At 69.0% G+C, this 24204-nt stretch carries 19 protein-coding genes; 10 read left to right on the top strand and 9 right to left on the bottom strand.

The annotated features are described in order from the left end of the window. The first annotated feature begins 506 nt into the window (after nucleotides 1-506). On the top strand, nucleotides 507-1922 hold the full coding sequence (gene argH, locus ACFU5M_RS25935; protein ID WP_379053350.1) for an argininosuccinate lyase: 1416 nt from the start codon (nucleotides 507-509) through the stop codon (nucleotides 1920-1922). Nucleotides 1923-2146: 224 nt separating this feature from the next. Here argH and ACFU5M_RS25940 read toward each other — a convergent pair whose 3' ends face one another. Continuing rightward, nucleotides 2147-3412: a hypothetical protein gene (locus tag ACFU5M_RS25940; protein ID WP_379053351.1), complete on the bottom strand. Its 1266-nt coding sequence runs from the start codon at nucleotides 3410-3412 to the stop codon at nucleotides 2147-2149. A gap of 123 nt (nucleotides 3413-3535) precedes the next feature. Between ACFU5M_RS25940 and ACFU5M_RS25945 the strand changes: the two genes are divergently transcribed. Then, nucleotides 3536-3859: a DMT family transporter gene (locus ACFU5M_RS25945; RefSeq protein WP_379053353.1), complete on the top strand. Its 324-nt coding sequence runs from the start codon at nucleotides 3536-3538 to the stop codon at nucleotides 3857-3859. 300 nt (nucleotides 3860-4159) lie between these two features. On the opposite strand, the gene ilvA is transcribed toward ACFU5M_RS25945, so the two are convergent. From ilvA to ACFU5M_RS25975, 6 genes are all read right to left on the bottom strand, one after another. Next, complete coding sequence (ilvA, locus tag ACFU5M_RS25950; RefSeq protein WP_379053355.1) at nucleotides 4160-5380, bottom strand: threonine ammonia-lyase; 1221 nt, start codon at nucleotides 5378-5380, stop codon at nucleotides 4160-4162. A gap of 285 nt (nucleotides 5381-5665) precedes the next feature. After that, on the bottom strand, nucleotides 5666-6016 hold the full coding sequence (locus ACFU5M_RS25955; protein ID WP_379053356.1) for a hypothetical protein: 351 nt from the start codon (nucleotides 6014-6016) through the stop codon (nucleotides 5666-5668). A 285-nt stretch (nucleotides 6017-6301) separates the two neighbouring features. After that, the gene (idi, locus tag ACFU5M_RS25960; RefSeq protein WP_379053358.1) at nucleotides 6302-6877 is read right to left on the bottom strand and encodes an isopentenyl-diphosphate Delta-isomerase; all 576 of its coding nucleotides are present in this window, start codon (nucleotides 6875-6877) and stop codon (nucleotides 6302-6304) included. Next, nucleotides 6874-7746 carry a geranyl diphosphate 2-C-methyltransferase gene (locus ACFU5M_RS25965; protein WP_379053360.1) on the bottom strand — a complete coding sequence of 291 codons (873 nt, stop codon included), beginning with the start codon at nucleotides 7744-7746 and terminating at the stop codon, nucleotides 6874-6876. The genes idi and ACFU5M_RS25965 overlap by 4 nt, the downstream gene beginning before the upstream one ends. 48 nt (nucleotides 7747-7794) lie before the next feature. Then, on the bottom strand, nucleotides 7795-9342 hold the full coding sequence (locus ACFU5M_RS25970) for a family 2 encapsulin nanocompartment cargo protein terpene cyclase (protein ID WP_379053362.1): 1548 nt from the start codon (nucleotides 9340-9342) through the stop codon (nucleotides 7795-7797). 14 nt (nucleotides 9343-9356) lie between these two features. Beyond that, entirely contained in the window at nucleotides 9357-10763 is a 1407-nt protein-coding gene (locus tag ACFU5M_RS25975; protein WP_379053363.1) for a family 2B encapsulin nanocompartment shell protein, read from the bottom strand. Between the two features lie 798 nt (nucleotides 10764-11561). Between ACFU5M_RS25975 and ACFU5M_RS25980 the strand changes: the two genes are divergently transcribed. Both ACFU5M_RS25980 and ACFU5M_RS25985 read left to right on the top strand, forming a co-directional pair. Then, on the top strand, nucleotides 11562-14513 hold the full coding sequence (locus tag ACFU5M_RS25980; RefSeq protein ID WP_379053365.1) for an acyl-CoA synthetase: 2952 nt from the start codon (nucleotides 11562-11564) through the stop codon (nucleotides 14511-14513). A gap of 56 nt (nucleotides 14514-14569) precedes the next feature. Continuing rightward, a complete protein-coding gene (locus tag ACFU5M_RS25985; protein WP_379053366.1) occupies nucleotides 14570-15169 on the top strand; it encodes a class I SAM-dependent methyltransferase in 600 nt (199 codons plus the stop codon). A 24-nt stretch (nucleotides 15170-15193) separates the two neighbouring features. Here ACFU5M_RS25985 and rffA read toward each other — a convergent pair whose 3' ends face one another. Together rffA and ACFU5M_RS25995 are read right to left on the bottom strand one after the other, a co-directional pair. Beyond that, a complete protein-coding gene (rffA, locus tag ACFU5M_RS25990; RefSeq protein WP_379053368.1) occupies nucleotides 15194-16333 on the bottom strand; it encodes a dTDP-4-amino-4,6-dideoxygalactose transaminase in 1140 nt (379 codons plus the stop codon). After that, nucleotides 16323-17423: a glycosyltransferase gene (locus ACFU5M_RS25995; protein ID WP_379053369.1), complete on the bottom strand. Its 1101-nt coding sequence runs from the start codon at nucleotides 17421-17423 to the stop codon at nucleotides 16323-16325. Before ACFU5M_RS25995 ends, rffA begins: the two co-directional genes overlap by 11 nt. Nucleotides 17424-17692: 269 nt before the next feature. Between ACFU5M_RS25995 and ACFU5M_RS26000 the strand changes: the two genes are divergently transcribed. From ACFU5M_RS26000 to ACFU5M_RS26025, 6 genes are all read left to right on the top strand, one after another. After that, a complete protein-coding gene (locus ACFU5M_RS26000; RefSeq protein WP_379053391.1) occupies nucleotides 17693-19864 on the top strand; it encodes a hypothetical protein in 2172 nt (723 codons plus the stop codon). Beyond that, entirely contained in the window at nucleotides 19861-20352 is a 492-nt protein-coding gene (locus tag ACFU5M_RS26005; RefSeq protein WP_379053371.1) for a GtrA family protein, read from the top strand. Before ACFU5M_RS26000 ends, ACFU5M_RS26005 begins: the two co-directional genes overlap by 4 nt. 71 nt (nucleotides 20353-20423) lie before the next feature. Further along, on the top strand, nucleotides 20424-22667 hold the full coding sequence (locus tag ACFU5M_RS26010; RefSeq protein ID WP_379053372.1) for a hypothetical protein: 2244 nt from the start codon (nucleotides 20424-20426) through the stop codon (nucleotides 22665-22667). Further along, the gene (locus ACFU5M_RS26015; protein ID WP_379053374.1) at nucleotides 22664-23239 is read left to right on the top strand and encodes a GtrA family protein; all 576 of its coding nucleotides are present in this window, start codon (nucleotides 22664-22666) and stop codon (nucleotides 23237-23239) included. The genes ACFU5M_RS26010 and ACFU5M_RS26015 overlap by 4 nt, the downstream gene beginning before the upstream one ends. Nucleotides 23240-23248: 9 nt before the next feature. After that, nucleotides 23249-23479, top strand: a complete 231-nt coding sequence (locus tag ACFU5M_RS26020; RefSeq protein ID WP_379053375.1) for a Trm112 family protein — start codon at nucleotides 23249-23251, stop codon at nucleotides 23477-23479. 275 nt (nucleotides 23480-23754) lie between these two features. Beyond that, the gene (locus tag ACFU5M_RS26025) at nucleotides 23755-24189 is read left to right on the top strand and encodes a L,D-transpeptidase (RefSeq protein ID WP_379053377.1); all 435 of its coding nucleotides are present in this window, start codon (nucleotides 23755-23757) and stop codon (nucleotides 24187-24189) included. Nucleotides 24190-24204: the final 15 nt, after the last annotated feature.

Here is a 24204-nt window from a genome sequence, read left to right on the forward strand (position 1 = left end):
CCGACGCCCGCGCCCGCTGCCGTGGTCGGCATGGGGTGACGCGTGATATCGCCCCTACCAGTGACGCGCTGCCCTCTGGAGGCGTCGGTACTCCGCGAGCAGTGCGGTGCGGATCGGGCGGAGGTCGTAGTGGCGAGACTTCCTTCGACGTGCACAGGGAGCGGGGCGGCACCCTCGAGCAACCCGCACGCAGGGGCGAAAGTGCATCCCTTCCCGCGCGCCAAGCCGCTGTGCTGGAGAGATGACGTCGAGTAGCTACCTATCGGAGTGTGTGTCCACCGTTGCGGGCTCCTCGGTGGACAGGTCGGGCAGGGTGACCCCCGCTGGGCTCGTGCGGCCGCGACCGCGACAATTGATCTCGCAAGAACACGGGTAACTCCCTCGGGACGGCCAGCCCCAGGCGACACCCTGCGCAAGACCTGAACGTGAACCACCCCGTCCCGACTTGTACGGCCTGAAGGCGCGGAGAGGCGGGGAAGTCTGACAACTCGGAGAGGCGGACGAGCATGAGTGGCGGTACGAACCAAGGCGCGCTGTGGGGCGGGCGATTCGCCTCCGGCCCGGCCGAGGCCATGGCCGCGCTGAGCAAGTCGACGCACTTCGACTGGGCGCTGGCCCCCTACGACATCCGCGCCTCGAAGGCGCACGCTCGAGTGCTGCACAAAGCGGGGCTACTCTCTGACACCGACCTGTCCGGCATGCTGGACGGCCTGGATCGCCTCGCGGCGGACGTGACATCCGGCGCGTTCGGCCCCGCCGAGTCGGACGAGGACGTGCACGGCGCGCTGGAACGCGGCCTGATCGAGCGGGTCGGCGCCGAACTCGGTGGCCGTCTGCGAGCGGGGCGTTCCCGTAACGACCAGGTGGCCACGCTGTTCCGGATGTGGCTGCGCGACGGTGTGCGCCGGGTGGCCGCGGGCGTGCTCGCGGTGATCGACGCGCTGGTCGAGCAGGCCGCCGCGCACCCCGACGCGGTGATGCCGGGCAAGACGCACTTGCAGGCGGCGCAGCCGGTGCTGCTGGCGCACCATCTGCTCGCGCACGCCCATCCGCTGCTGCGCGACCTCGACCGGCTGCGCGACTTCGACCGCCGTGCGGCGGTGTCGCCCTACGGTTCCGGCGCGCTCGCGGGTTCCTCGCTCGGACTCGACCCGGAGGCGATCGCCGCGGAACTGGATTTCGACGCGTCCGCCGCCAACTCGATCGACGCCACCTCGGCGCGGGACTTCGCCGCCGAGGCCGCGTTCGTGCTGGCCATGATCGGCGTCGACCTGAGCCGGATGGCCGAAGAGGTGATCATCTGGAGCACTTCGGAATTCGGCTATGTCACGCTGGCCGACGCCTGGTCGACCGGCTCATCGATCATGCCGCAGAAGAAGAATCCGGACGTCTCCGAGCTGACCCGCGGTAAGGCGGGCCGCCTGATCGGCAACCTCACCGGTCTGCTGGCCACTCTCAAGGCGCAACCGCTGGCCTACAACCGCGACCTCCAAGAAGACAAAGAACCTCTCTTCGACTCGGTCGCGCAACTGGAACTGCTGCTGCCCGCCATCGCGGGCCTGGTCTCGACGCTCACCTTCCACACCGGCCACATGGCCGAACTCGCGCCCGCAGGCTTCACGCTGGCCACCGATATCGCCGAATGGCTGGTGCGCCAAGGCGTTCCGTTCCGCGTCGCGCACGAGGCGGCGGGCGCGTGCGTGCGCGCCGCCGAGTCCCGCGGCGTCGGCCTCGACGAACTCACCGACGAGGAGTTCGCCGCCGTCGACCCGGCGCTGACCGGAAAGGTGCGTGAGGTGCTCACCGTGCAGGGGTCCATCGCGTCCCGCAATGCCAGGGGCGGCACGGCCGGTGTTCAGGTCGCGGCGCAGCTCGCCGAAGTGCGTGCGGCGGCGGACGCGGCGCGGGCCTGGCTGGGCTGACGCGGGGTGCGGAGCAGTTGGCCCCTCGCTCGACCCGGCCCTGACCGAAGAGGTGCGCGAGGTGCTCGCGGCGGAGGGATCCATCGCGTCCCGCGATGCCGGGTGGCACGTCGCGGTACCGCTCGCCGAGGTGCGTGCGGCAGCCGCGGCGCGGGCCTTCGGAGCTGACGCTGGTCTGGTCGGATCGGCGCAGGGTCGTCAGTCGGGAAGCCGCTGTCGCGAACCTACCCGGCGATGGTGATGTCGGCGCCGCTGAACAGCAGATCGCTGCGTCGCCGGGTGCCGCGACCGGAATCCGGCAGCAGTTCGGCTTCCGGCGCCAGCTCGCGCAACTGCCGGAGAAACACTTCGACGGCCAGCGTGGCCATGCTCTTGCCGGGGCACACGTGTCTGCCGAACCCGAAGGTCAACGGCAACTTGCCGGTCCCGTGCAGGGCCAGGCAGTCGGGGAAGGCCTCCGGATCACGGTTGGCCGCGGCGAACAACACGAGCACCGGTCCCGCGGGCAGCCGCGTGCCGCTGGACAGCACGACCGGCGTCCTGGCCCGACGTTTCCACGCCACCAACCCGGGATCCAACTGCAGGATCTTCGCCGCCACCCGGGTGCCACCATCCGGCTCGGTGAGCAGGTTCCACCAGATGCGGTCCGGATCGCCGAGCAACCGCTGGACACCTTGCTGGATGCTGCCGCTGACCGTGTGCACCCCGGCAGCAAGCGAATTCGCCATGGCGGACACCGCGATCCGATGGGAGAGCCCGGCGTCGCGCAGCCTACGGGCGAACCCGGTCGCCTCGCTGCCCCGGCCATTACGCACCGCTGCGCCGCTCACCGTGAACAACCAACCGAGCGCGCTCACCGCGTCGGCCAGTTCGCGTCCGCGCATCACCCGGCCGAGCAGTCCCGATTGCGCTCCGCTCCACGCGGCCACCTGCGGCCAGTCCGCCGCGGGCAGGCCGACCGCCGCACCGACAGTCCGGGCGGCGTAGCCGATCGATAGCGCGGTCACGTCCAACAGGGCACCGGTGCGCAATCGCGAATCTCGCACAGCTTCGTGGAAGTGCTCGACCATCTCCGCGGCCCGGGCAGGCCGATCGGCCGGGGAAATGGTGAAATGCCCCGACGGCCCGGCCATGGTGTTCCACACGCGTTTGTGCAACCGGTCGTCGGCCAGGTTGGCGGTCGCCTTCGCCGGCGGCGGAACCAGGTGCCGGACGAAAGGCGGAATGGCTCGCGGTGTCGCCGCGATCCGCGCGTAACCAACCAGCGGGTCCAGCGAATTCGAATTGGAGATGCCCGGCGTGGCCGCCTCCAGCACCTCGCGCACGTCGGCGTACTTCCAGATCATCCGCAGCCCGGACCGATGCGCGTAGCTGGGCTCGGGCCACTCGTGCAATCGCCGATACCGTTCGTCGCGCTCGTCGTACGGCAACTCGTTGCACGTCACCTCATCGAACGGAAAGCCGGTTACGGCAACGGCAGAGCTACGCATCGGCCGATCGTATCCACGCCTCGGCCACGGCCGCCGGGCGGCGAATCCCCGGGGCTGGGGAGCGGTTGCGCCGGGGGCCGGCTGCCGCTGTGCTTGCCCTGCGCGTCTGGCTACGCTGCGAAAATGACTTTGCTCCTGCTCGCCTTGGCCATCGCTTCCGAAGTGACCGCGACCGTTTCGCTGAAACTATCCGAGGGATTCGCCAAGCTCGTCCCTTCGATCGTGGTGGTCGTCGGCTATTGCGCGGCGTTCTTCTTCCTGGCCCAGGCGTTGAAGCGGGGCATGCCTATCGGCGTGGCCTACGGCATCTGGTCGGCGGTCGGGGTCGCCGCGATCGCACTGATCGGGGTGCTGTTCTTGGAGGAGCGCTTGACCTTGGTACAGATCGGCGGCATCGCGCTGGTGATACTCGGCGTGCTCGCTTTGGAACTCGGCGGCGCGCGCTGAGCTCCCGTCCGGCGCACTCGCGCGAGCCGAAGCCGCCCGGGCGACGCGAAGGCACCGTGCCGCAGGCCGAACAGCACCCACGCCTCGCGACGAACTCCCACGCCGTGGTCCTCGACCTACTCGCGGATCACCACGCGCACCGGGGGCACATGGCTGCGGCATTTCGCGAGTAGATCCCTCGGTGATGTGCCACTCGATGGAGGTGGGCACTGCTATCCGAACCAGATCTCGGAGTTGAACGTGCCGTGCGTGATCGTCAAACGCGGCCCCGTTGCCTACTCGCCCGGAGGGCGGCGTCGGTCAATCCGAGACGCGGACCGCGTATCCCGCGGTCGCGAGGGCGGCGAGCACGTCGTCGCGATGATCGGAACCTCGCGTTTCCAGCGTAAGCGCCACCTCGACCTCGTCCACCGCCAGCCAGGTCCCGGTGCGTGAATGCGCCACGTCGACCACGCTGGCGCTCGTTTTGCCGATCACCGCGAGCAGCGCCCCCAGCGCACCGGGGCGATCGGAAATCGTCACGCGTACCGCGAGATAGCGGCCGGCCGCGCTCAGGCCGTGCCCGATCACCCGGGTCAGTAGCAACGGGTCGATGTTGCCGCCGGACAGGATCGCGCAGACCGGCCCGCGCAGGCCGAGTTCCTCCGGCGCGCGACTCATCAGAGCGGCGACCGCCGCGGCTCCCGCGGGCTCGACGATCAGCTTCGCGCGTTCCAGGCACAGCAGCAACGCCTGCGACAGGGCTTCCTCGTCTACCGTCACGATGCTCGAAACACGCTGGGCCACGTGGGAAAATGGCACCCTGCCGGGTTGTCCGACCGCGATGCCGTCGGCCATCGTCGACATCCGCTCGACCCGGACCGGACGCCCCGCCGCCAGCGAGTCCGGCCAGGCGGCCGCTTCCGCCGCCTGCACCCCGATGACGCGCACGTTCGGCGCCAGATGCCGTAGCGCGACCGCGACCCCGGCCAGAAGCCCGCCGCCGCCGGTGGGTACGAGGACCGTACCCACTTCCGGCAGCTGCTCCGCGATCTCCGTGCCGACGGTGGCCTGACCGGCCACGATATCGGGATGGTCGAACGGGTGGATCAGCGTCGCGCCGGACCGGTCGGCGAAATCCAGCGCGGCGTCCAGCGACTCGTCGATGGTCTCGCCGACTTGGCGGACTTGCGCGCCGTACGCCTTGGTCGCCGTCAGTTTCGGCAGCGACGCCCCGATCGGCATGAACACCGTCGACGGGATGTCGAGCGATGCCGCCGACCACGCGACACCCTGCCCGTGGTTTCCCGCGCTCGCGGCCACAACGCCGCGTTCCCGCGCCTCCTTCGGCAGATTCGCGATCCGGTTGTAGGCGCCACGCGGCTTGAACGAACCGGTGCGCTGCAAGTTCTCGCACTTCAACCACACTTCGACACCCGTGCGCTCGGACAGCACCCGCGAGGGCAGCAGCGGCGTGCGCCGGATCACCGGGGCGAGCAACCGCGCGGCCGCCTCGATCCGGGACATATCGACCGACTCCATACCGCCATGCTGCCATCCGGCAAGCGGGACCGGAGGCAACCGCTCGCGCACTCGCAGGCAGCCGCCCGGACGTGCGGGAGCGTCACCGAACGTGCCGGGAAGCCGCAGGGGCGAACCAGTCGACGCGCGATGTCTTGGGTTGCTTTGCAGGACTTCTGTGCGCGGCTGCTCGCCGGATTCGGAGTGCCGGTCGGTGGACGACCGTCCGCGCGCGCCGGGGCGAGAGTCCGCCACACCGCGCCGCCGCACACCGGCCCTCTGGCGAGCATGCGGTGCTCGAACGGGTCAGGCGGCCACCGCGGTGGCGAGCTTGCGCAGCTCGGCGTCCACGTCGGCCACGTCGACCACGAGGCGTGTGACATCGGCGCCCGCCAAGTCGATACGGATGGCGTGCCCGTCGAAGCGCGTGTCCCAGAATTCCTTACGGCCCTTCCCGCGGAACGTCCCGGCCGCGATCACGCCGGGGAAGAAGGTGCCGGGCGTGCGGACCCAGGGTGGGCGACGGTCGACCCCGGCCACGCCGAGCGCGGTGATGTCGGACAGGTCGAAAGTCAGCTGGTCGCGCAGCGCCAGCAGCTGATGGGTACCGAGCACGTGCACGGTCACCCTCGTTCCGGTGACCTCGAATTCCACCATCACGCACCTCACTTCACCGAGAACTCCCACAGCGTCAACGATGCCGAACGGGCCTGGCCGCAGCCTGTGCCGTTCCTATGATTTCTCTCAGTTTCACTCCATGGTGTTACAGAAATATGCGCATCTATGGATGTGACCCTGGTTGAGGCGACAGAAGCGAATCCCGACCTACAACGCAGCCCGGAAGGGAAGGCCCTCCCGACCTCGAGGGCTGGACCGAGGCAGCCGGGCAGTCGACGACGCGCTCGGCTGCTTCGAGCCCGGGAATCGAGTGAAGGCCGAGGATCAGGATGCGGAGGTTCTTGTGACGTGCGCGTGCTCCGCGACGTCGAGAACACCGGCCAGCCAGGGTGTGTAGGCATCGGGATTGTCGGCCAGCGCGTCGCGGAGGGCATCCGGGTGGATCCAGGCGAAGTCGGCGACCTCGGCCGGATCAGGGCGAGGCGTGCCGATGTCCAGCCGCCCGATCAGGACGTGGTCCCATTCGGACTCGACGCGGCCGGTACGAATGTCTGCCGCGTGGTAGCGGTAGATCCCCGCCTCGGTGAGCGCGACGGTCAAGCCCATTTCCTCCGCCAGCCGCAGCCCCGCCGCGGTGGCGACCGGTTCGCCCGGTGCGGGGTGGCCGCAGCAGGTGTTGGCCCACAGCGAGGGGAACCTGGTCTTCACCGCCGCGCGCTGCTGCAACAGGACGCGGCCCGCCGAGTCGAACAGCAACACGGAGAACGCGCGGTGCAGTCGTCCCGGGGCTAGGTGGGCCTCGGCGACCGAGCACGCGCCGACCGCGCGGCCCGCGTCGTCGACGAGCTCGACGGGCAGGGCCTCGCGGTCGGTGTACGGCTGGGCGAGGGCGTCGGTCACCTGCCCACCTTATCGGCGGCTATGAGCAGGTAGTGGAAGCTGCCCTCCCGGTAGGCGGTCAGGAACGGCTTCTCCACACCCGTGGCGAGCTCGGATTTCGTGCGCAGCTCCCAGTACGGGATGGTCGCCGCGGTGAGTTCGGTCACGGCGATGGGCACCAGGTCGTTCTCGGCCATGGCGCGGAAGTACTCGCTGCGCGGATGGATCATGCAGCCGTAGTGCGCGTCGATCCAGCTGACCGAGGACGAGCGGCCGCCGGTCACGTCGTTGGAGCAGCCGGTGACGCACACGTAGCGCCCGCCCGGCTCCAGCAGGCGGGAGAATTCGCGGAACAGATCGAACAGGTCCACGTACATGGTGGTCTCGTTGGTCCAGATACCGCGCATGGAACCGGACTCGAATCCGGTGTCCAGCATGTTGCGGAAGTGGAACCTCACCTTGTCCGCGACGCCGCGATGGACGGCCTGGTCGTTGGCGAACCCGACCTGATACTCGGAGATGGTCACGCCGTCGACCTGGCAGCCGAAGCGCTGATTGGCCATGAAGCTGGTGCCGCCGCGGCCGGAGCCACCGTCCATCAGCCGGTCACCGGGCCGGACGTCGCCGAGATGGTCGAGCAGGAAGTCCGCCTGCGCGGTCTCCAGCCGATGCAGTTCGGTGACGAGACGTTCTTCGCGGGTGTCCTCCGGACCGGCCAGCACGGACAGGTCCGGGTCGCCGATGCCGTAGTGATGGTGGTAGAGCCCGTCGACCTCACCGAGTTTGGTGTTGACCCGGTCGTCGTTCGGGTTGTTGTTCCAGTACGCGGCGACTGACTTCTGGTAGCTGGTACGCAGAACGGTCCCGGTCTCCGGGTTGAGCATGGTCATGCGCGATCATCCTCTCTCGGTGCGGTACTGCTTTATTGCTTCATTGATTCACTGCGGGTCGCGATAGCGTTTGCTGTCGGCGTGCCAGGCGCGGTTGCCTCCCATCCACGCCCACAGGCCGGCGAGGAAGCGGCGTAGTTCCGGCGATCCCGTCGCGGCCAGCGGCGCCGCCTCCCGTTCGAACCGGTGCACCAGCTCGTCGTGCACCTCCGCGGTGCGCAGCACGGCCTCGCGGCGCGTGCAGCGCTCCTCGGCGGCGAGGACGGTCGGTAGATTGAACTCCCTGCCGTTGGAAAGATCCTCGCGAGCCATCGAGTACAGGTCGTTGACCATCTGGCTGGCCAGCGCCGCCGTGGTGACCACGCGGCGTACCGCGGGGTCGGTGTACTCCGCGGCCTGCAACTCGTAGCCGCCGACCACGTCCGTCGGTGCCATGCAGGGCAGGAAGCTGTGCGGTTGTCGGTTGGTGAGGTATTCCCACACCGGCGGCATCCGTCCCGCCGCCCGCCAGCCCGCTTCCGCGCCGAGCGCGATGAACCAGCCCGCGATCTCGGTGCGCAGCCGGGCCAGTTGCGCCGGGCGCGCGTAGCGAGCCATGTGGTCGAAGGACGTGCGAAACGCGCGCAGGATCGGGTCGGCCTCGAGGGCCGCCTCGAGCTGGGCGACATACCGCGCGGGAAGGTGGACCGGATCCATGGCCGCGGCGGCCAATTCGAGCCGGGGACCCAACTCCGCCTCGGCGCTGGAGGGGGTGCCGTCCGGAGCCCGGTCGTCGGCATCCTCCTCGCAGTAGTAGTCGTCCACCGACCATTCCGAGACCGCGCATTTCGCCGCCGCCAGCAGGCGGTCGGCGTCGTCGCAATCCGGGTGGGCGAGCATGATCAACCGGCCGAAATCGGCGTCCCGCAGTTCGTCCAGCCGGCCCTCGTACAGCCCGATCTCCCTCGCCCAGTCCACGATCCCGGTATTGACCGCCTCGGCGAGCGCGGGATCATCCCGCAGCGGGGGCGGGCAGTACAGCGGCGGGATCGGATCGGGGCGGTCCTGGCGCACCGTGGCGGTGCCCGGTCCGGTCGGCCCGAGTGGCACGAGCGCGGGACCGGGAGCGCGAACCGATCCGGTTCGCGAGACGGGCGCCGTGCGTGGCGGCGCCGTGAGGCCATGTCGTCCGAGGAACGCCGACGCCGTGCCGAGCCCGGTGGGTCCGGCGGGAACGCGTGGCGCGGTCGGCAACGGTGTGCGTCCCGATACCGGAATCCGCCCCGGCGCGCCGCCGGGTGCTACCGCCGTGCCGCCGGTGGCGGTCCCCGGGGCAGCGGTCGGGAAAGCCGTGGCGGTGACGGCGGGCATCGTGGCGCGGTCCGTGCCGCTGCCCGGAAGCAGTAGCGCGGCGGCACCCAGCCCGGACGGGCCCAGCAGCGCGCGAGGCGTCCCGCCCATCGTGCCGTCCGGGAACGAAATATCTTGCGAATCAGCTGTTTTCGCAGCGAACAGCTCGGATGGAGCGGTCGTCCGGGTGTTGGTCAGTAGCGCGACGACGGTGGCGGCCACCTCATCGGTGGCATACGCCGCCGCGGCGCGGGAGAGCGCCGACATGCCCATCACCCCGGTCAGTCGGCCTGCCGGGCGACCAGGACGTTGTCGAGCACGCCCAGGGCGTCCGGCACCAGGACGGCCGCCGAGTAATAGCAGCTGACCAGGTAGGAGATGATCGACCGGTCATCGATACCCTTGAAGCGCACGTTGAGGCTCGGCTCGTATTCGTCCGGGATTCCGGTCTGGTGCAGGCCGATCACGCCTTGGTCCTTCTCGCCGGTGCGCATGGCCAGAATCGAGGTGGTCTGGGTGTCGCTGATCGGGATCTTGCCGCACGGGAAGATCGGCACGCCCCGCCATGCGGGAACGCGGTGTCCGTCCACCTCCACCGGGTCGGGGTAGAGCCCGCGCTTGGTGCATTCGCGCCCGAATGCGGCGATCGCCTTCGGATGGGCCAGGAACAATTTGGTACTGCGGCGCATGCTGAGCAGTTCGTCCATGTCGTCCGGCGTGGGCGCGCCGGACTCGGTGTAGATGCGCTGCTTCAGATCGCAGTTGTGCAGCAGACCGAAGTCGGGGTTGTTGACCAGGTCGTATTCGCGCCGTTCGTAGAGTGCTTCGATGGTCAGGCGCAGCTGCTGCTCGACCTGGTTCATCGGGTCGTTGAACAGGTCGGCGACGCGGGTGTGCACCCGCAGCACGCTCTGCGCGAGGCTGAGCTCGTATTGGCGCGGGGAGGCGTCATAGTCGACGAACGTGCCGTCCAGCAGCGGCTCACCGGAGTGACCCGAGGCGACCTCGATGTCCGCCTCGCCCTTGTGGTTCTGCGGACGAGTGGGCGCGGAGGCGACGCGGTCGAGTTGCTCGCGCAGTGCGGGCGCGCTGTCGATGAACTCGGTCAGCGATCGCCGCGGCAGGACCAGCATGGTCGTCGGCGTGACCGTCTTGATGGTGACCGGCCAGATCGCCGAGGGCTCGGTGAGTATCGTGTCGCCGAAGAAGTCACCGCCCCCCAGAATTCCGAGCTTCGTCTGCTCGCCGTACTCACCCGAACCGATCTTGCTCAATTTGCCGTGCACGATCAGCAGAACCTGATCCATCGGATTTCCGAATTCCGCTACTACGGTGCCCGGTTCGAGATCGCGTTGTTCGAAACGGTCTGCGAGGCCGCGCAACACGTCCTCGTCGTCGAAGCCGCGCAGTGCCGGAAGCTCTTGCAATTCGAGCGGAATGACCCGTGCGGTGGATCCGTCGATGACGAATTCCACCTCGCCATTGCCCACGGTGTGGGTCAGACGGCGGTTCACTCGGTATACACCGCCGTTGACCTGCGTCCATGGCAGCGCGCGCGTGAGCCACCGCGAGCTGATGCCCTGCATCTGCGGTTCGGACTTGGTGGTGTGCGCGAGCAGGCCGGCCGTGCTGGTACTCAGGCTCTTGCGCACGTTGTTTTCCGTTTGGACTGGCATTTCAATGGTCATGCGTGGTCCTCACCTCGAGACGGCCACCGAGAGATGGTGACGGGTTTGGGGCAGGGGAAATCGAAAGTCGTCGATAGTTCAGAGTCGCTGGGTCTTCACATCGAACAGCAGCGGGCATGCCCGCAAAGAGCTCATCGAACGAATTTGCCTACGCGCCACGGCGTTCCAGACGTGTTCGATGGTAGACGCCGAAAGCGGCTGCGCACAGGAAAATTCGGAAGATCGTCGCGGAGGCCGGTAGATGGTCACGACACGCGGTCGGTTCCGGTAACGGTGGGTGGCGTAGGCGGGGTGATCTCGGAATCGCCTTCCAGTAGCAGACGATCAGCCGCGCCGGCCCTGACCGGCTGCCGTCTCGGCCGGGTTCAGCGCTCGTCGTATGGTCGTGCCGATCGCTCCGACAGTCGGGTCGGTCCGGAGCCACTCCGCCGCGCTGCCGATGACTTCCCGGCCGACCTCCGGATCGCGCGATGAGACGCCCGGCTCGAGCCGGGCGTGCGGTGCCGGCCTCTGTCCGCGGAGGTCCGCGCTGACGTCCTGAACGAGTAGCTCGGTCCCTCCCACGGCGCGGGACTCGGCCGCGGCGGCGGCGCCGACCGACCGCGCCGGGCCGTTCGGTTCCCGGTGGCTCGGGCGGCAGGGGCGTTCGCGGGCCATCACGAGCGTTGGGGAAGCTGACCGTGGCAACCTGGCATGCGACGTGTCACAGCGGACACATAATGGACAGGTGGTGTGGGAAGCTCGTTCGAACACCTCGCGGTGTGTGATACGGGTCACGTTCTAGGTAGGCCAGGAGCGATGGTGAAGTTGAATGCGAATGTTGTGATGGGCTCGGTCCAGCGGTTGATGGCGACCGCGCAGAACGGCCTGGAGGTCATCCGCTTCGGCGGGCTGACCCATGACGTCGCGTCCTCGCCGTTCGAGGTCGTGGAACGCAGACGCATGTACCGGCTGCGCCATTACTTCCCGGACGACACGACGCCCGGGCGGCCGGTGGCCCTGTTGGTCCCGCCGCTGATGGTCAACGCCGACATCTGGGACGTGAACGCCGAGGACGGCGCGGTCGGGATCCTGCACCGCGGCGGAGTCGACTGCTGGGTGGTGGACTTCGGCTCGCCCGCGAGCGAGGAGGGCGGCTGGCAGCGCGACCTCGCCGATCACGTGCTGGCCCTCAACAGCGCCATCGACACCGTCAACGAGGCCACCGGCTGTGGCGTGCACCTGATGGGTTACTCGCAGGGCGGCATGTTCGCCTACCAGAGCGCCGCCTACCGGTACGGCAAGGGCGTGGACAGCATCGTGACCTTCGGCAGCCCGGTCGACATCGTCGCGGGCATGCCGTTCGGGCTGCCCTACGGCATGGTCTCCGACGTCGCGGACTTCCTGGCCGATCACGTGGTCACCCGGCTGCCGATCACCGATTCCATGGTGCGAATCGGCTTTCAGCTGCTCGACCCGGTGAAGACGGCGAAGTCCAGAATCGATTTCCTCCGGCAATTGCACGACCGGGAAGCACTGTTGCCGAAGGAGCGCCAGCGCCGCTTCCTCAACAGCGATGGCTGGGTCGGTTACGCGGGCCCGGCGGCGGCGGATCTGCTCAAACAGTTCGTCGCGCACAACCGGCTGATGCTCGGCGGCTTCGTGATCCGTGATCATCCGATCTCGCTGGCCGAGCTGAAGTGCCCGATCCTCGCGTTCGTCGGCGAAGTCGACGACATCGGACAGCCCGCCGCGGTGCGCGGCATCGTGCGGGCCGCGCCGAACGCAGAAGTCTACGAGGCGACGCTGGTCGCGGGTCACTTCGGCCTGGTGGCCGGAAGCACGGCCACCAATCACACCTGGCCGCTGGTTCGGCAGTGGGTCGAGTGGATGAACGGCGACAAGCCGCTGCCCTCGGAGATCGTGCCGATGACCGAGCATGTGGCGAGCAATCGCCCCCGGTCGGCGGCGACCCGTGTGGTGCACACCGCGGCGTCGCTGGCGGAGGCGGGCACCGGCGTGGGCAAGGTGCTCGAGGGCATCGCCAACAATACGGTGCGCGGTTCCATCGAGCTGGCCGGCGAAGCGGCACGGGCACTACCCAGGCTGACCCGCCTCGGCATGATCCAGCCGCACACCCGGGTATCGCTCGGCCGGTTGCTCGCCGAGCAGGCGCGCCGCGCGCCGCAGCGGGACCTGTTCCTGTTCGACGACCGTGTGCACACCAACGAGGCGGTCAACACGCGCATCGATAATGTGGTGCGCGGCCTCATCTCGGTCGGCGTGCGCCCCGCCATGCGGGTCGGCGTGGTGATGGAGACCCGGCCCAGCGCGCTGGCCTCCGTCGCGGCGCTGTCGCGACTCGGCGCGGTGGCGGTCCTGCTGGCCCCGAACGGCGAACTGAGCCGCGCGATCGAACTGACCGGCGTGGAGACCCTGATCGCCGATCCGGAGAACCTGCGGCGGGCCGCCGCGACCGGCGCCAGGGTGCTGGTGCTCGGCGGTGGCGACACCCGGGAGCTGGCGCTACCCACGAGCGACCGCTTGATCGACCTCGAGCAGATCGATCCGGCGCGGGTGCGGGTGCCCGCGTGGTATCGGCCCGATCCCGGCCTGGCGCGGGAGCTGGCGTTCGTGCTCGTCACCGGCACCGGCGAGCGACTGGAGACGAAGTACATCAGCAACCACCGCTGGGCGCTGTCGGCGTTCGGCACCGCGACCACGGCCGACCTCAATCGCAGGGACACCGTGTACTGCCTTGCGCCGCTGCATCATTCGTCCGGTTTGCTGGTCAGTCTCGGCGGTGCGGTCGCGGGCGGGAGCCGGATAGCGCTGGCCCGGTCGCTGGACCCGGAACGCTTCGCGGAGGAGGTGCACCGCTACGGCGTCACGGTGGTCACCTACACCTGGACCATGCTGCGCGACATCCTCGACGCCGAGGTGTTCCCGGCCGGCCATCGTCATCCGATCCGGTTGTTCATCGGCTCCGGCATGCCCGCCGGGCTCTGGCGGCGCACCGTCGAGCAGTTCGACCCGGCACGCGTGCTGGAGTTCTATGCCTCGATCGAGGGCGACGTGGTGCTGGCCAACGTGGCCGGGGTGAAGCGCGGGTGCAAGGGCAGGCCGGTTCCCGGCACCGCGAAGGTGGAACTGGTCGCCTACGACCCGCTCACCCAGCGCATCCTGGTGGACGGATCCGGCTTCGCCCGGCGTTGCGCGGACAACGAGGTGGGCCTGCTGATCGGCAGAGTTTCCGACGGCGTCGACATCTCCGCGGGCGGCCTGCGCGGGGTCTTCACGGCGGGCGACTCCTGGATGCCGACGGAGAATCTGTTCCGCCGCGACGGCGACGGCGACTACTGGCTGGTCGACCGCACCGACACGGTGATCCACACCCGGCGCGGACCGGTCTACGGTCAGCCGATCGTCGACGTCCTCAACGACATCACCCCCGTCGATATGGAAGTCACCTACGGGCTCAATGTCGGCGACCACTGTCTCGCGGTGGCCGCGGTGAGCGTACGCGAAGGCCTCCTCCTGGAACCGAAGGACGTCACCGAGGCGTTGCGGGTCTTGGAACCGGACCAGCGCCCCGACCTGGTCTACGTGGTGGACGACATCCCGCGCAGCCCGTCGTTCCGTCCCTCCGCTCGTGCGGTGCAGGCGGCCGGACGGCCGGAGCCGGGACCGGACACCTGGTGGTACAACCGGGCCTCGGACGCCTACGAGATCCTCACCGAGGACCGGGCGCGCACGCTGTTCGGCGACTGACGCGATTCCTTTTGCCGAAGCGCCGGATTCGCCGACCGATGGCATAGTGAGTGCCTGTGAGAACGAGCCTCATCTACCGCAACGGGACCGTCTACGAGGTCCTGATGCGCGGGTTGTACGGCAGGCACTACACGGCTCGGTATCGCGCTATCGCGGAAATCGTCCCGGAGGGTGCGAGCGTGGTCGATCTGTGCTGCGGACCCGCGACGCTCTACACCCGCTACCTGCGCAACAAGTCGGTCGACTACACCGGGCTCGACCTGAACGAACGCTTCGTCGCGCGCGTGAACGAGGCGGGTGGGCGCGGCAGAGTATGGAACTTGCGTTCCGGTGACGCGCTGCCCGCGGCCGACTACGTCATCATGCAGGCCAGCCTCTATCACTTCCTGCCCGAGCCGCGCCCCCTGCTCGACCGGATGCTCGCGGCGGCCGCCGAGCGGGTGATCGTCGCCGAGCCGGTCCGCAATCTGGCGAGCAGCGCCAATCCGTTCCTCGCCGCGATCGGCAAGCGGTTCACCGACGCGGGCGACGGCGAACAGGCGCATCGCTTCACCGAGCGGACGCTGGACGAGTTCTTCGCGCCGTACGGCCCGCGGGTCGCCAGGCAGTCACTGATCGCGGGCGGCAGGGAGAAGCTCTACGTCCTCACCGCGTGAAGGCCGGGGCCTGGGCAGGCGCGCTCACACCGTGAACGCGGTGACCGCGTCCACGACGCGGGCTACCTGCGCGTCGGTGAGATCCGGCCACAACGGCAGGCGTACGACGGTTCCGGAGAACTCGGCGCTGCGCACGCACGCGCGCGGCGTGCGGCCGAGCTTGAAGCCGGCCGGGCTGGAATCCAGCGGAATGTAGTGGAACGGCGCGGAGATGCCGTGTGCCGCGAGGTGCGCGATGAGGTCGTCGCGGCGGCGCTCGGTCGGAGTCCGCAAGTAGTACAGGTGCGCGGTGTGCCCGCGATCGGCGGGCACGGACATCAGGCGCACGTCGTTGCGCCGAGCCCAGTCCGGCAGGGCGGCGGCGTAGGCGTCCCATACCCGGTGCCGTCCGGCTTGGATGGAGTCGAACTCGTCCAACTGCGCGTCGAGCACGGCCGCGTTCAACTCACTCGGCAGATAGCTGGAGCCGATGTCCTGCCAGGAGTACTTGTCCACGGCTCCGCGCAGGAACCGGGCCCGGTCGGTGCCCTTCTCCCGGATGATCTCGGCGCGCGCCATCAAGATCTCGTCGGTGAGCAGCAGCGCGCCGCCTTCACCGCAGTGCACGTTCTTGGTGTCGTGGAAGCTGAGCGTGCCCATCGTGCCGATGGTGCCCAGCTGCCTGCCGCGCCAGGTGCCGCCGAGCCCGTGCGCGTTGTCCTCCACGACGGCGACACCGTGCGCGTTCGCCAGGTCGAGCAGGCGGGCCATGTCGGCGGCGACGCCACCGTAGTGAATCACCACCACGGCCTTCGTCCGCGCGGTGATCAGGGCCGCCACCGAGTGCGGGTCCAAGTTCCCGGTAGCCGGATCGATATCGGCGAAGACGCAGGTCGCCCCGCGCAGCGCCATCGAGGTGGCGGTGGAGGTGAACGCGAAGCTGGGCACGATCACTTCGTCGTCGGGGCCCAGCTCCAGCAGCAGTCCCGCCATTTCCAGCGCGGACGTGCAGGAGGTGGTGAGCAGCGCGTGCGGCGCACCCGTGATCGCCTTCAGCTTCGCGGTGGCCGACGCGGTGAACTGTCCGTCGCCATGGCTGTGATCGGAGGCCAGCACGGCTTCCAGGTTCGCTAGTTCCCGGCGCGCCCGGTACGGGCGGCTGAAGATGACGCGGTCAGTGCTCAACCCGGTCGGTCCCCCTGCTGGCGGTGGTCGCGGTCAGTTCCGAAGTGTCGGCCGGACGCGGTGTCGGCGTCTCGACGGTGAGATAGAGCGGTTTGCCCACCAGGATGTGCAAGGCGACGCCCAGGTACTCGGCGATCAGCCCGAGGGAGAACAGCACGGCGCCGGAGCACAGCAGCAGCACCACGATGGTGGAGGCCCAGCCTTCGGGCGCCCAGCCGTCGGTGGTCAGCGCTTCGAACACGACGATCGCGGCCATCACGCCACCGGCCAGCGCCAGGGTGACGCCGAGCAGACTGACCAGCCGCAGCCCACGGGTCCCGCTACACAGCACCATCTTCCAGAACAGGGAGAACAGGCGCCGGTAGTTGTAGCCGGAGTCCTCCCTGCCCTCGGCGCGCAACGTCACCGGCGCCTGTGCGACGGCGCCGACCACCCAGGTCAGCGCGACATCCAGGTAGACGCCGTTGGAAGCGACCTCGGCGAGCTGCCTGCCGATGTCCCCGCGGATCAGCCGGTAGCTCTCGAACCGGGTCGAATCCGGGAAGGCGAACAGCGTCGCGAGCACCAGCTTGGCTCCGCGCGAGGTCAGGTTGCGCAGGAATCCGTGCGGCCTGGTGTTGGTCGGCTTGGAGTAGACCAGATCGGCTCGCTGTGCCAGGGCCGTGTCCAGGAACGTGCTGATGAAGCCGGGATCGTGCTGGCCGTCCTCGTCCATGGTGACGATCCAGTCACCCGCCGCGACCGACATTCCGGCGATCGTCGCGGCGTCCTGACCGAAATTGCGGCTGAGCCAGACGGCGCGCACCGTGGGATAGGTTCGCTGCAATTCCTGTAATACCACGTCGGAGCGATCGGGACCGTGGTCGTGCACCAGGATGATCTCGGTGACGGCGAACGTGGTGCCGCCAGGGGTCTCGGCGGGGCGCGTGAGGTCGTGCAACTCGGCGACCAGACCGGCGATCGTGTCCTCGCCCCGATACACCGGCACGACCACCGACACCCGGTGCGGCCGGTCCACGCCGGGCCGTGCCGGATCACCGTTCGTCGCGGAGGCGCCGGAACGGAGTGTGCGGGCGGAGGGAATCGGCATCAGCTGGATCGACTTTCGATGACGGTGCGTGCCGGTACTCGTCGCAGAACTGCGGAGCCCGAACCGGTGTGGACTTTAGCACGGTGCGATATGCGGCTCCCGGAGCAGCTGATCATGCCCTCATCTTGGTGGCGTCCACGACTCATGCCAAGCGGAGAACCGCCCTGTAGGGTTTGGAACTCGTGACGGACAGTGCAGTGCCCGGCTCGCGGCCGGATGTCTATTCGCGGCGAGATGTCTACCGGTGGGGGGTCATCACCGCGCTCGGAGTGGTCGCGGGTTATCTCGCCGTCCTGCTCGCCAACGCCCGGCATTTCTTCACCGACGACACCGAATCCCAGTACACCTCGCTGTGGGTGGGCCTCGGCCGTGCGCTGCGCGCCGGCGAGTTCCCGGTCATGGTGCCCGAGCAGTGGATGTCGGGCAACAACACCATGGACGACGCGGGCCTGTTCAACCCGCCGCAGCTGCTGATAGATCTGATCGCGCCCTCGGTGGACAACGTCGCGCTGTACGCCACCGTCGTGAAGCTGATCTTCTCGATCATCGCCGCGCTCGGCGTCTACCGCATCTGCCTGGTCTACGGCGGGCGGCCGGCCTGGTCGGCGGTGGCGGGTATCGCGCTGCCGCTGTCGGGCTTCTTCCTGTTCTTCGACGAAGCCAGCTGGATGACCGCGCTCACCGGCACCGCCTGGATGGTGCATGCCTGGGCGGCCTCGGTGCGCTACACGCGAGGACAGGGCGGCCCCATCCCGGTGTTCGTCTACCTCTATCTGACCATCTCGACGCAGTACATCTTCCCGGCGGTCGAAGCGGTGCTGATGCTGCTGGCGGTGGCCGTGGGCGAACTCGTGTACCAGCGCAAGTGGCAGCCCGTGCTCCGGCTGACCGTCGCCGCGGGCTGCGCCGGGCTGGCCGGCCTGCTGACCTTCCTGCCGTCGATGCTGTCGGCGAAGGTGACCTGGCGCGGCACCGCGCAGATCAACAACGACCAGTTCCTCACGGTGCCGTGGTCGGAGTCGCTGAATGCCAGCTTGCCCAGCTCGCTGCCCGCGTTCAGCTCCTGGTGGGGCTACGTGCAGCCGCTGCCGGTCACCTACATCGCCTGGTTCCTGATCCCCGCGCTGGCGTTCATCGACTGGCGCCGGGCCAGGGAGGCATGGCGGGAACTGAGCGCCGTCGCGATCTTCGCGATCATGATGCTGATGTGGACCGCGGGCCCCGGTTCGATCGGACCGTTGCGCTGGCCGGCGCGCGTGCTCCCGATGCTGGCCATCGGCCTGCTGGTGCTGGTGTGCGTGCTGCTCGGCCGCTACGGGACGGTGCGCGATCCGAAGAACCGTGGCACGGCGGCGGGCGTGCTGATCCTGCTGCTGTGGGTGCGCTCGTTCTCCGCCGACCCGCACGACGCGATCTGGCACGTGATCGCGGCGGTCGCGCTGGCCGCGCTGGTGGCGGGAGCGGTGTGGCTCGGGCGCACGAAGGGGACCGCGGCGGCGTGCGCGCTGACCGTCGTCGCGATGTTCCCGATCGCTTATTTCCAGGTGGAAGCCGCGCAACCCACGCCGATGTCGTGGAACCTCCCCACGAAGCGCTCGGTGGCGAAGGCGGCGTTCCCGGATTTCGCGGGCAATACCATCCAGCTGGGCGATCGCGGACTGTTGCAGCCGCAGGACAAGAGCATCGAGGGCGCCTACGGGTCACTCGTCTTCGGCAACTATGCCCGCGGGCTCGAACTGGACTACGTCAACGGCTACACCCCCAGCGGCCACTTCTACTTCGGTGAACTGCTCTGCATGCGCTGGGACGGCAGCGTCTGCCCGGATGCCTACCGGCGGATGTTCGCGCCGGAGCCGACCACCGGGCGGCCGCTGGTCGACCTGATGAACCTGGACCGCGTGGTGCTGCAACGAGCGCTGTTCCCGGACGCGCCGAACCAGGCGGCGCCCGAGGGCTGGAAGTGGGTCGACTACCCAGGCCACGAGCGCTTCATCGCGGTCCTGGAACGCGTGGACGGCCCAATCTCGACGACGAACGGCCGCGTGACCGATGCAGCGAAGGTCCGCGCGACGTCGATCTCGGAGACCGACACCACCAGCCGCGTGCGCGTGTCCTCGGCCGAAGGCGGCCGGATCGTGTTCGCCCGCCTGGGCTGGCCGGGATATCGGGTCACGCTGGACGGCAAGTCGATCCCGATCACGACGGTCGCCAAGTCCTTCATCGCCGTCGACGTTCCCGCGGGCACCCAGAACGCCGAACTCGTGCTGACCTGGCGCCCGCCCGGCTGGAAGATCGGCATCGCCGCCGCGGTGGCCGGCGTGCTCGGCATCGGTGTCCTGCAATGGCTCCAGGTCCGGTCGCGGCGGCGCGAAGAACCGCAGGAAACCGGCGACGCCGAGGGCGCCGAGCCGGATCGTGAGCTGGCGGACGTCGTTTCGTGAAGGCGAACGCGCGTCCGGCCGCCGCGGATTCCGGCGCGGCGGGTGACGGACCCGCGGAGGGACTTCTGCTGCGGATGGTCCGGCGCCAAGAAGTCGCGTTCGCCATGGTCGGCGCGTGCAACACGCTGCTCGGCATCGGGCTGACCGTCGCGTGGCTGGCGGTGCTGGGTGACGCGTGGCCGCCCGCCGTCGCGGTGGTACTGGCCTACGCCGTGGGCATCGTCGTCGCCTTCGTCCTGCACCGGACCCTCGTGTTCCGGGTACGCGGCCGGCTGTTGCGCGACTTCGCGGGCTTCGTCGTGGTGAATTCCGGTGGGTTGCTGATGAATACGGTGCTGCTGTCGCTGGCTGTCTCGGTGCTGCACCTGCCACGGATTCCGTCGGCGGTCGTGGTGATGGGCCTGGTCGCGGTGGCCAGCTTCTTCGGTCATCGCTACATCTCGTTCCGCCGCGGACCCGAGGCGGGGTCCGCGAGCGCGGCCGGATAGCACGGTCGCGGACGGCATCCCGGCACTGGCTTGCCGGAACGGCGCGCAGGTGCGGGTAGGGTCTGGGACTCGTGGCCGAACGTAGCACCTTTTCTTCGCGAGAAGTCCGCACCTGGGGCGTCATCACGGCGCTCGGGGTGATCGCGGGATACGGGGCGGTGCTACTGGCCAACGTTCGGCACTTCTATACCGACGACACCGAATCGCAGTACGCGCCGCTGTGGGTGATGCTGGGGCGATACCTTCGCGAAGGACGGTTCCCGGCCCTCGTGCCCGAACACTGGATGGCGGGCAACTACACCATCGAAGAAGCCGGATTGCTGAATCCGCCGCAACTGCTGATCGACCTGATCGCGCCTTCGGTGGACAACCTCGCGCTGTACGCCACCGTGGTCAAACTGATCTTCGCGGTCATCCTCGCGCTCGGCGTCTACCGGATCTGCCTGGCCTACGGGGCGAAGGCGCCCTGGGCGGCGGTGGCGGGCGTCGCCATACCGTTCAGCGGATGGCTGCTGTTCTTCGACGAGGCCAGCTGGATGACCGCGTTCACCGGCACCGCCTGGATGGCGCACGCATGGGCCTCCGGGGTGCGCTACGCACGCGGCCGCAGCGGGCCGATCCCCACCTTCGTCTTCTTGTATCTGGCCATCTCGGTGCAGTACGTCTTCCCCGCGGTGGAGGCGGGTCTGATGGTGGGCGCCGTCGCGATCGGCGAACTCGTCCAGCAGAAGGCGTGGCGCCCGTCGCTGCGCCTGCTCACGGTCGCCGCGTGCGCCGCTGTGGCCGGTTCGGCGAGCTACCTGCCGAGCATGCTGTCGGCGAAGGTGACCTGGCGCGGCACCGCGCAGATCAACAACGACCAGTTCCTCACGGTGCCGTGGTCTGAGTCGCTGAACGCCAGCTTGCCCAGCACGTTGCCCGCGTTCAGTTCCTGGTGGGGCTATGTGCAGCCGATGCCGGTGGTATACGTCGCGTGGTTCCTCGTTCCGGCGCTGGCCTTCATCGATTGGCCCAGGGCGCTCGGCGCGGCGCGCGAGTTCGTCGCGCCCGCGCTCTTCGCGGTGATGGCGCTGATGTGGACGGCCGGTCCCGGCGCGATCGGCCCGTTGCGCTGGCCCGCCCGGGTGCTGCCGATGGTCGCGCTCGGCCTGCTGGTGCTGGTGTGCGTGCTGCTCGGCCGCTTCGCCACCGTCCAGGACTGGCGGCGGCGTGGCATCGCGGCCGCGGTGCTCATCGGTCTGTTGTGGGTGCGCTCCTTCTCGGCCGCCCCCCACGAGGCGTTCGGGCATGTCGTCGCGGCGCTCGGTGTGGCCGCGCTCGGCGCCGTCGCGGTGTGGCTCGGGCGCAGCCGTGGCGTGGCCGCGGCGTGCGCGCTGGTCGTCGTCTCGGTGTCCCCGATCGCGTATCTGCAGGTGTCGGGCGCGCAACCGACCCCGATGGGCTGGAATCTTCCGGAGAACCGGTCGGAGATGAAGGCTGCGTTCCCGGATTTCCCCGGCACCACGCTCCAACTGGCGGACCGTATGCTCATCCCGCCGTCGGAACGCAGTCTCTCCGGCGCGTACGGATCGCTGGTCTTCGGCAACTACGCCAAGGATCTCGAGCTGACCTACGTCAGCGGGTACACCCCCAACGGGCACTACTGGTTCGGCGAGACGTTGTGCATGCGCTGGGACACCAGCGTCTGCCCCGATGCCTACCGGCGCGCGTTCGCGACCGAGCCGACCACCGGCCGGCCCATCGTCGACCTGATGAAGGTCGACCGGGTGGTGCTGCATCGCGCCTTGTACCCGGACGCGCGCGACCAGCCCGCGCCTCCCGGCTGGAAATGGGTCGAATATCCGGGGCACGAGAAGTACATCGCGGTGCTGGAGCGCACCGACGGCTTGGTCTCGACCCGCGACGGCCGGGTGGCGGCCGCCACGGGCGTGACGGCCACATCGGTCGCCGAATCGGACACGACCAGCCGGGTGCGGGTGAGTTCCCCGCAAGGCGGGCGGATCGTATTCGCCCGGCTCGGGTGGCCCGGTTACCGCGCGACGCTGGACGGCCGCGAGATACCCACCACGCTGGTAGGGAAAACCTTTGTCGCCGTTGATCTGCCGCCTGGCGCCTCCGGTGAGCTGATGTTGTCCTGGCGGCCGCCGGGCTGGTGGATCGGCGTCGCCGCGGCACTGCTCGGACTGCTCGGCATCGGTCTGCTGGAGTGGGTGTACCTGCGTGGCAGGCGTCGGCTGGACCGGCCGATCGACGAGCCGTCCGCACCCGACGCCGCCGTGACACCGGAGACCGACTTGGCCGACGCGGTCCGATGAGCGCGGCGGAGGGAGCCGGGGCGGCATCGGAGGCGCGAGGCGGCGATGCCGCGGAGGCGACGAGCACGCCACCGTACTCCGGGGCGGATGCCCGGCTTCCCCGCGCGGCGGAACTCCCCGCCGACCCCGGCCCGCTGCTGCGCTTGGTGCGTCGCCAGGAGATCGCGTTCGCCATCGTCGGCATGGTGAACACGGGTCTCGGTATGGCGCTGACGGTGATGTGGCTGGCGGTGCTCGGCAATCGGACGCCCGCCGCGCTCGCGCCCGCCCTGGCATACAGCATCAGTGTGGTCGTGGCGTTCGTCCTGCACCGCACCCTGGTGTTCCGTGTGCGCGGGCGCCTGATGCGGGACTTCGCCGCGTTCGTCGCGGTGAACTCCGGCGGACTGGTGCTGAACATGGTGCTGCTCCAGCTGGGGGTGTCGCTGCTGCACCTGCCGAGCATTCCGTCCGCGATCGCCGTGATGGCACTGGTGGCGGGCGCCAGCTTCTTCGGGCACCGCCACATCTCGTTCCGCCGTACGCCCGCACTCGACGCGGACGGTTCCCGCTCCGGCGCGGCCGGGAGGTAGGTTCCTGGTATGCCTGAGCACACCACCCTGGACGCCACACTGCTGAGCCTGCTGGCCTGCCCGCAGGACAAGGGCCCGCTACGGCTGGTCCGCGCCGCCGACGGCAGCGCGCTGCTCTACAACTCGCGCCTGCGCCGGGCATACCCGATCGAGAACGGCATTCCGGTCCTGCTCGTCGACGAGGCCAGGGACGTCACCGACGCCGAGCACGACGCGTTCACCACACAGCCCGACGCCTGACTCTCCGAACTCTCTTCTCACGACTCGCCCGCTGCCTGGCAACGGATGCGTCACGGTCGTTTTGCGACCATTGACCGTTTGAAGCCGGGTCCGCCATGATCATTTGCACTTCGAGACGGTCTACGCGCTCCAGCGAAGGGGCGCTGCGGCCGTTCTGATGAGCGGTGAGAGTGGCGCATGGGAGAGAGGTCGGGAACGTAATGAGTTATGGGCGTTTACGTAACTGGACGGCTCGATGCGCGATTGCCTGCGGAGTCGCGGCGGCCGGGTTCGCCATGGCCGTGCCGGCGCAGGCCGAACCGCTCTGGCCGGGTGGCCCGGACATCCCCGGTATGCCCGCGCTGATTCCACCCCCGCCGCCCGTCGCGCCGTGCTCCACGGCGGCCCGTGCGTGCATGCGGCTGTCCACCGACGAAGCCTGGCTGATGGACGAGGGCAAGGTGGTCTACGGCCCGACGCTGATCTCGCACGGGATGCCGGGATACGAGACGCCGCCCGGAGTCTTCCACGTGTCGTTCAAGAAGGAATTCCACTGGAGCACCATGCACAACGCTCCGATGCCGTACGCGACCTTCTTCAACGGCGACATCGCCTTTCACGTCGGCCCGATCGAGAAGAAGTCGCACGGCTGCGTCCGGATGACCCACGAAGGAGCCAAGGCGTTCTACGAATACCTCTGGCCGGGTGACGTCGTCGAAGTCGTGGAGTGAGCGACCGGAGCCCCT

The organism is Nocardia sp. NPDC057455 (assembly GCF_042802775.1).
Taxonomy (GTDB): domain Bacteria; phylum Actinomycetota; class Actinomycetes; order Mycobacteriales; family Mycobacteriaceae; genus Nocardia.

Excerpts from the sequence above, each read along its gene's own strand:
- argH (WP_379053350.1), top strand. The coding sequence starts at position 507 with ATGAGTGGCGGTACGAACCAAGGCGCGCTGTGGGGCGGGCGATTCGCC.
- ACFU5M_RS25940 (WP_379053351.1), bottom strand. The coding sequence starts at position 3,412 with ATGCGTAGCTCTGCCGTTGCCGTAACCGGCTTTCCGTTCGATGAGGTG.
- ACFU5M_RS25945 (WP_379053353.1), top strand. The coding sequence starts at position 3,536 with ATGACTTTGCTCCTGCTCGCCTTGGCCATCGCTTCCGAAGTGACCGCG.
- ilvA (WP_379053355.1), bottom strand. The coding sequence starts at position 5,380 with ATGGAGTCGGTCGATATGTCCCGGATCGAGGCGGCCGCGCGGTTGCTC.
- ACFU5M_RS25955 (WP_379053356.1), bottom strand. The coding sequence starts at position 6,016 with ATGGTGGAATTCGAGGTCACCGGAACGAGGGTGACCGTGCACGTGCTC.
- ACFU5M_RS25965 (WP_379053360.1), bottom strand. The coding sequence starts at position 7,746 with ATGACCATGCTCAACCCGGAGACCGGGACCGTTCTGCGTACCAGCTAC.
- ACFU5M_RS25970 (WP_379053362.1), bottom strand. The coding sequence starts at position 9,342 with ATGTCGGCGCTCTCCCGCGCCGCGGCGGCGTATGCCACCGATGAGGTG.
- ACFU5M_RS25975 (WP_379053363.1), bottom strand. The coding sequence starts at position 10,763 with ATGACCATTGAAATGCCAGTCCAAACGGAAAACAACGTGCGCAAGAGC.
- ACFU5M_RS25980 (WP_379053365.1), top strand. The coding sequence starts at position 11,562 with ATGGTGAAGTTGAATGCGAATGTTGTGATGGGCTCGGTCCAGCGGTTG.
- ACFU5M_RS25995 (WP_379053369.1), bottom strand. The coding sequence starts at position 17,423 with ATGCCGATTCCCTCCGCCCGCACACTCCGTTCCGGCGCCTCCGCGACG.
- ACFU5M_RS26015 (WP_379053374.1), top strand. The coding sequence starts at position 22,664 with ATGAGCGCGGCGGAGGGAGCCGGGGCGGCATCGGAGGCGCGAGGCGGC.
- ACFU5M_RS26020 (WP_379053375.1), top strand. The coding sequence starts at position 23,249 with ATGCCTGAGCACACCACCCTGGACGCCACACTGCTGAGCCTGCTGGCC.
- ACFU5M_RS26025 (WP_379053377.1), top strand. The coding sequence starts at position 23,755 with ATGGCCGTGCCGGCGCAGGCCGAACCGCTCTGGCCGGGTGGCCCGGAC.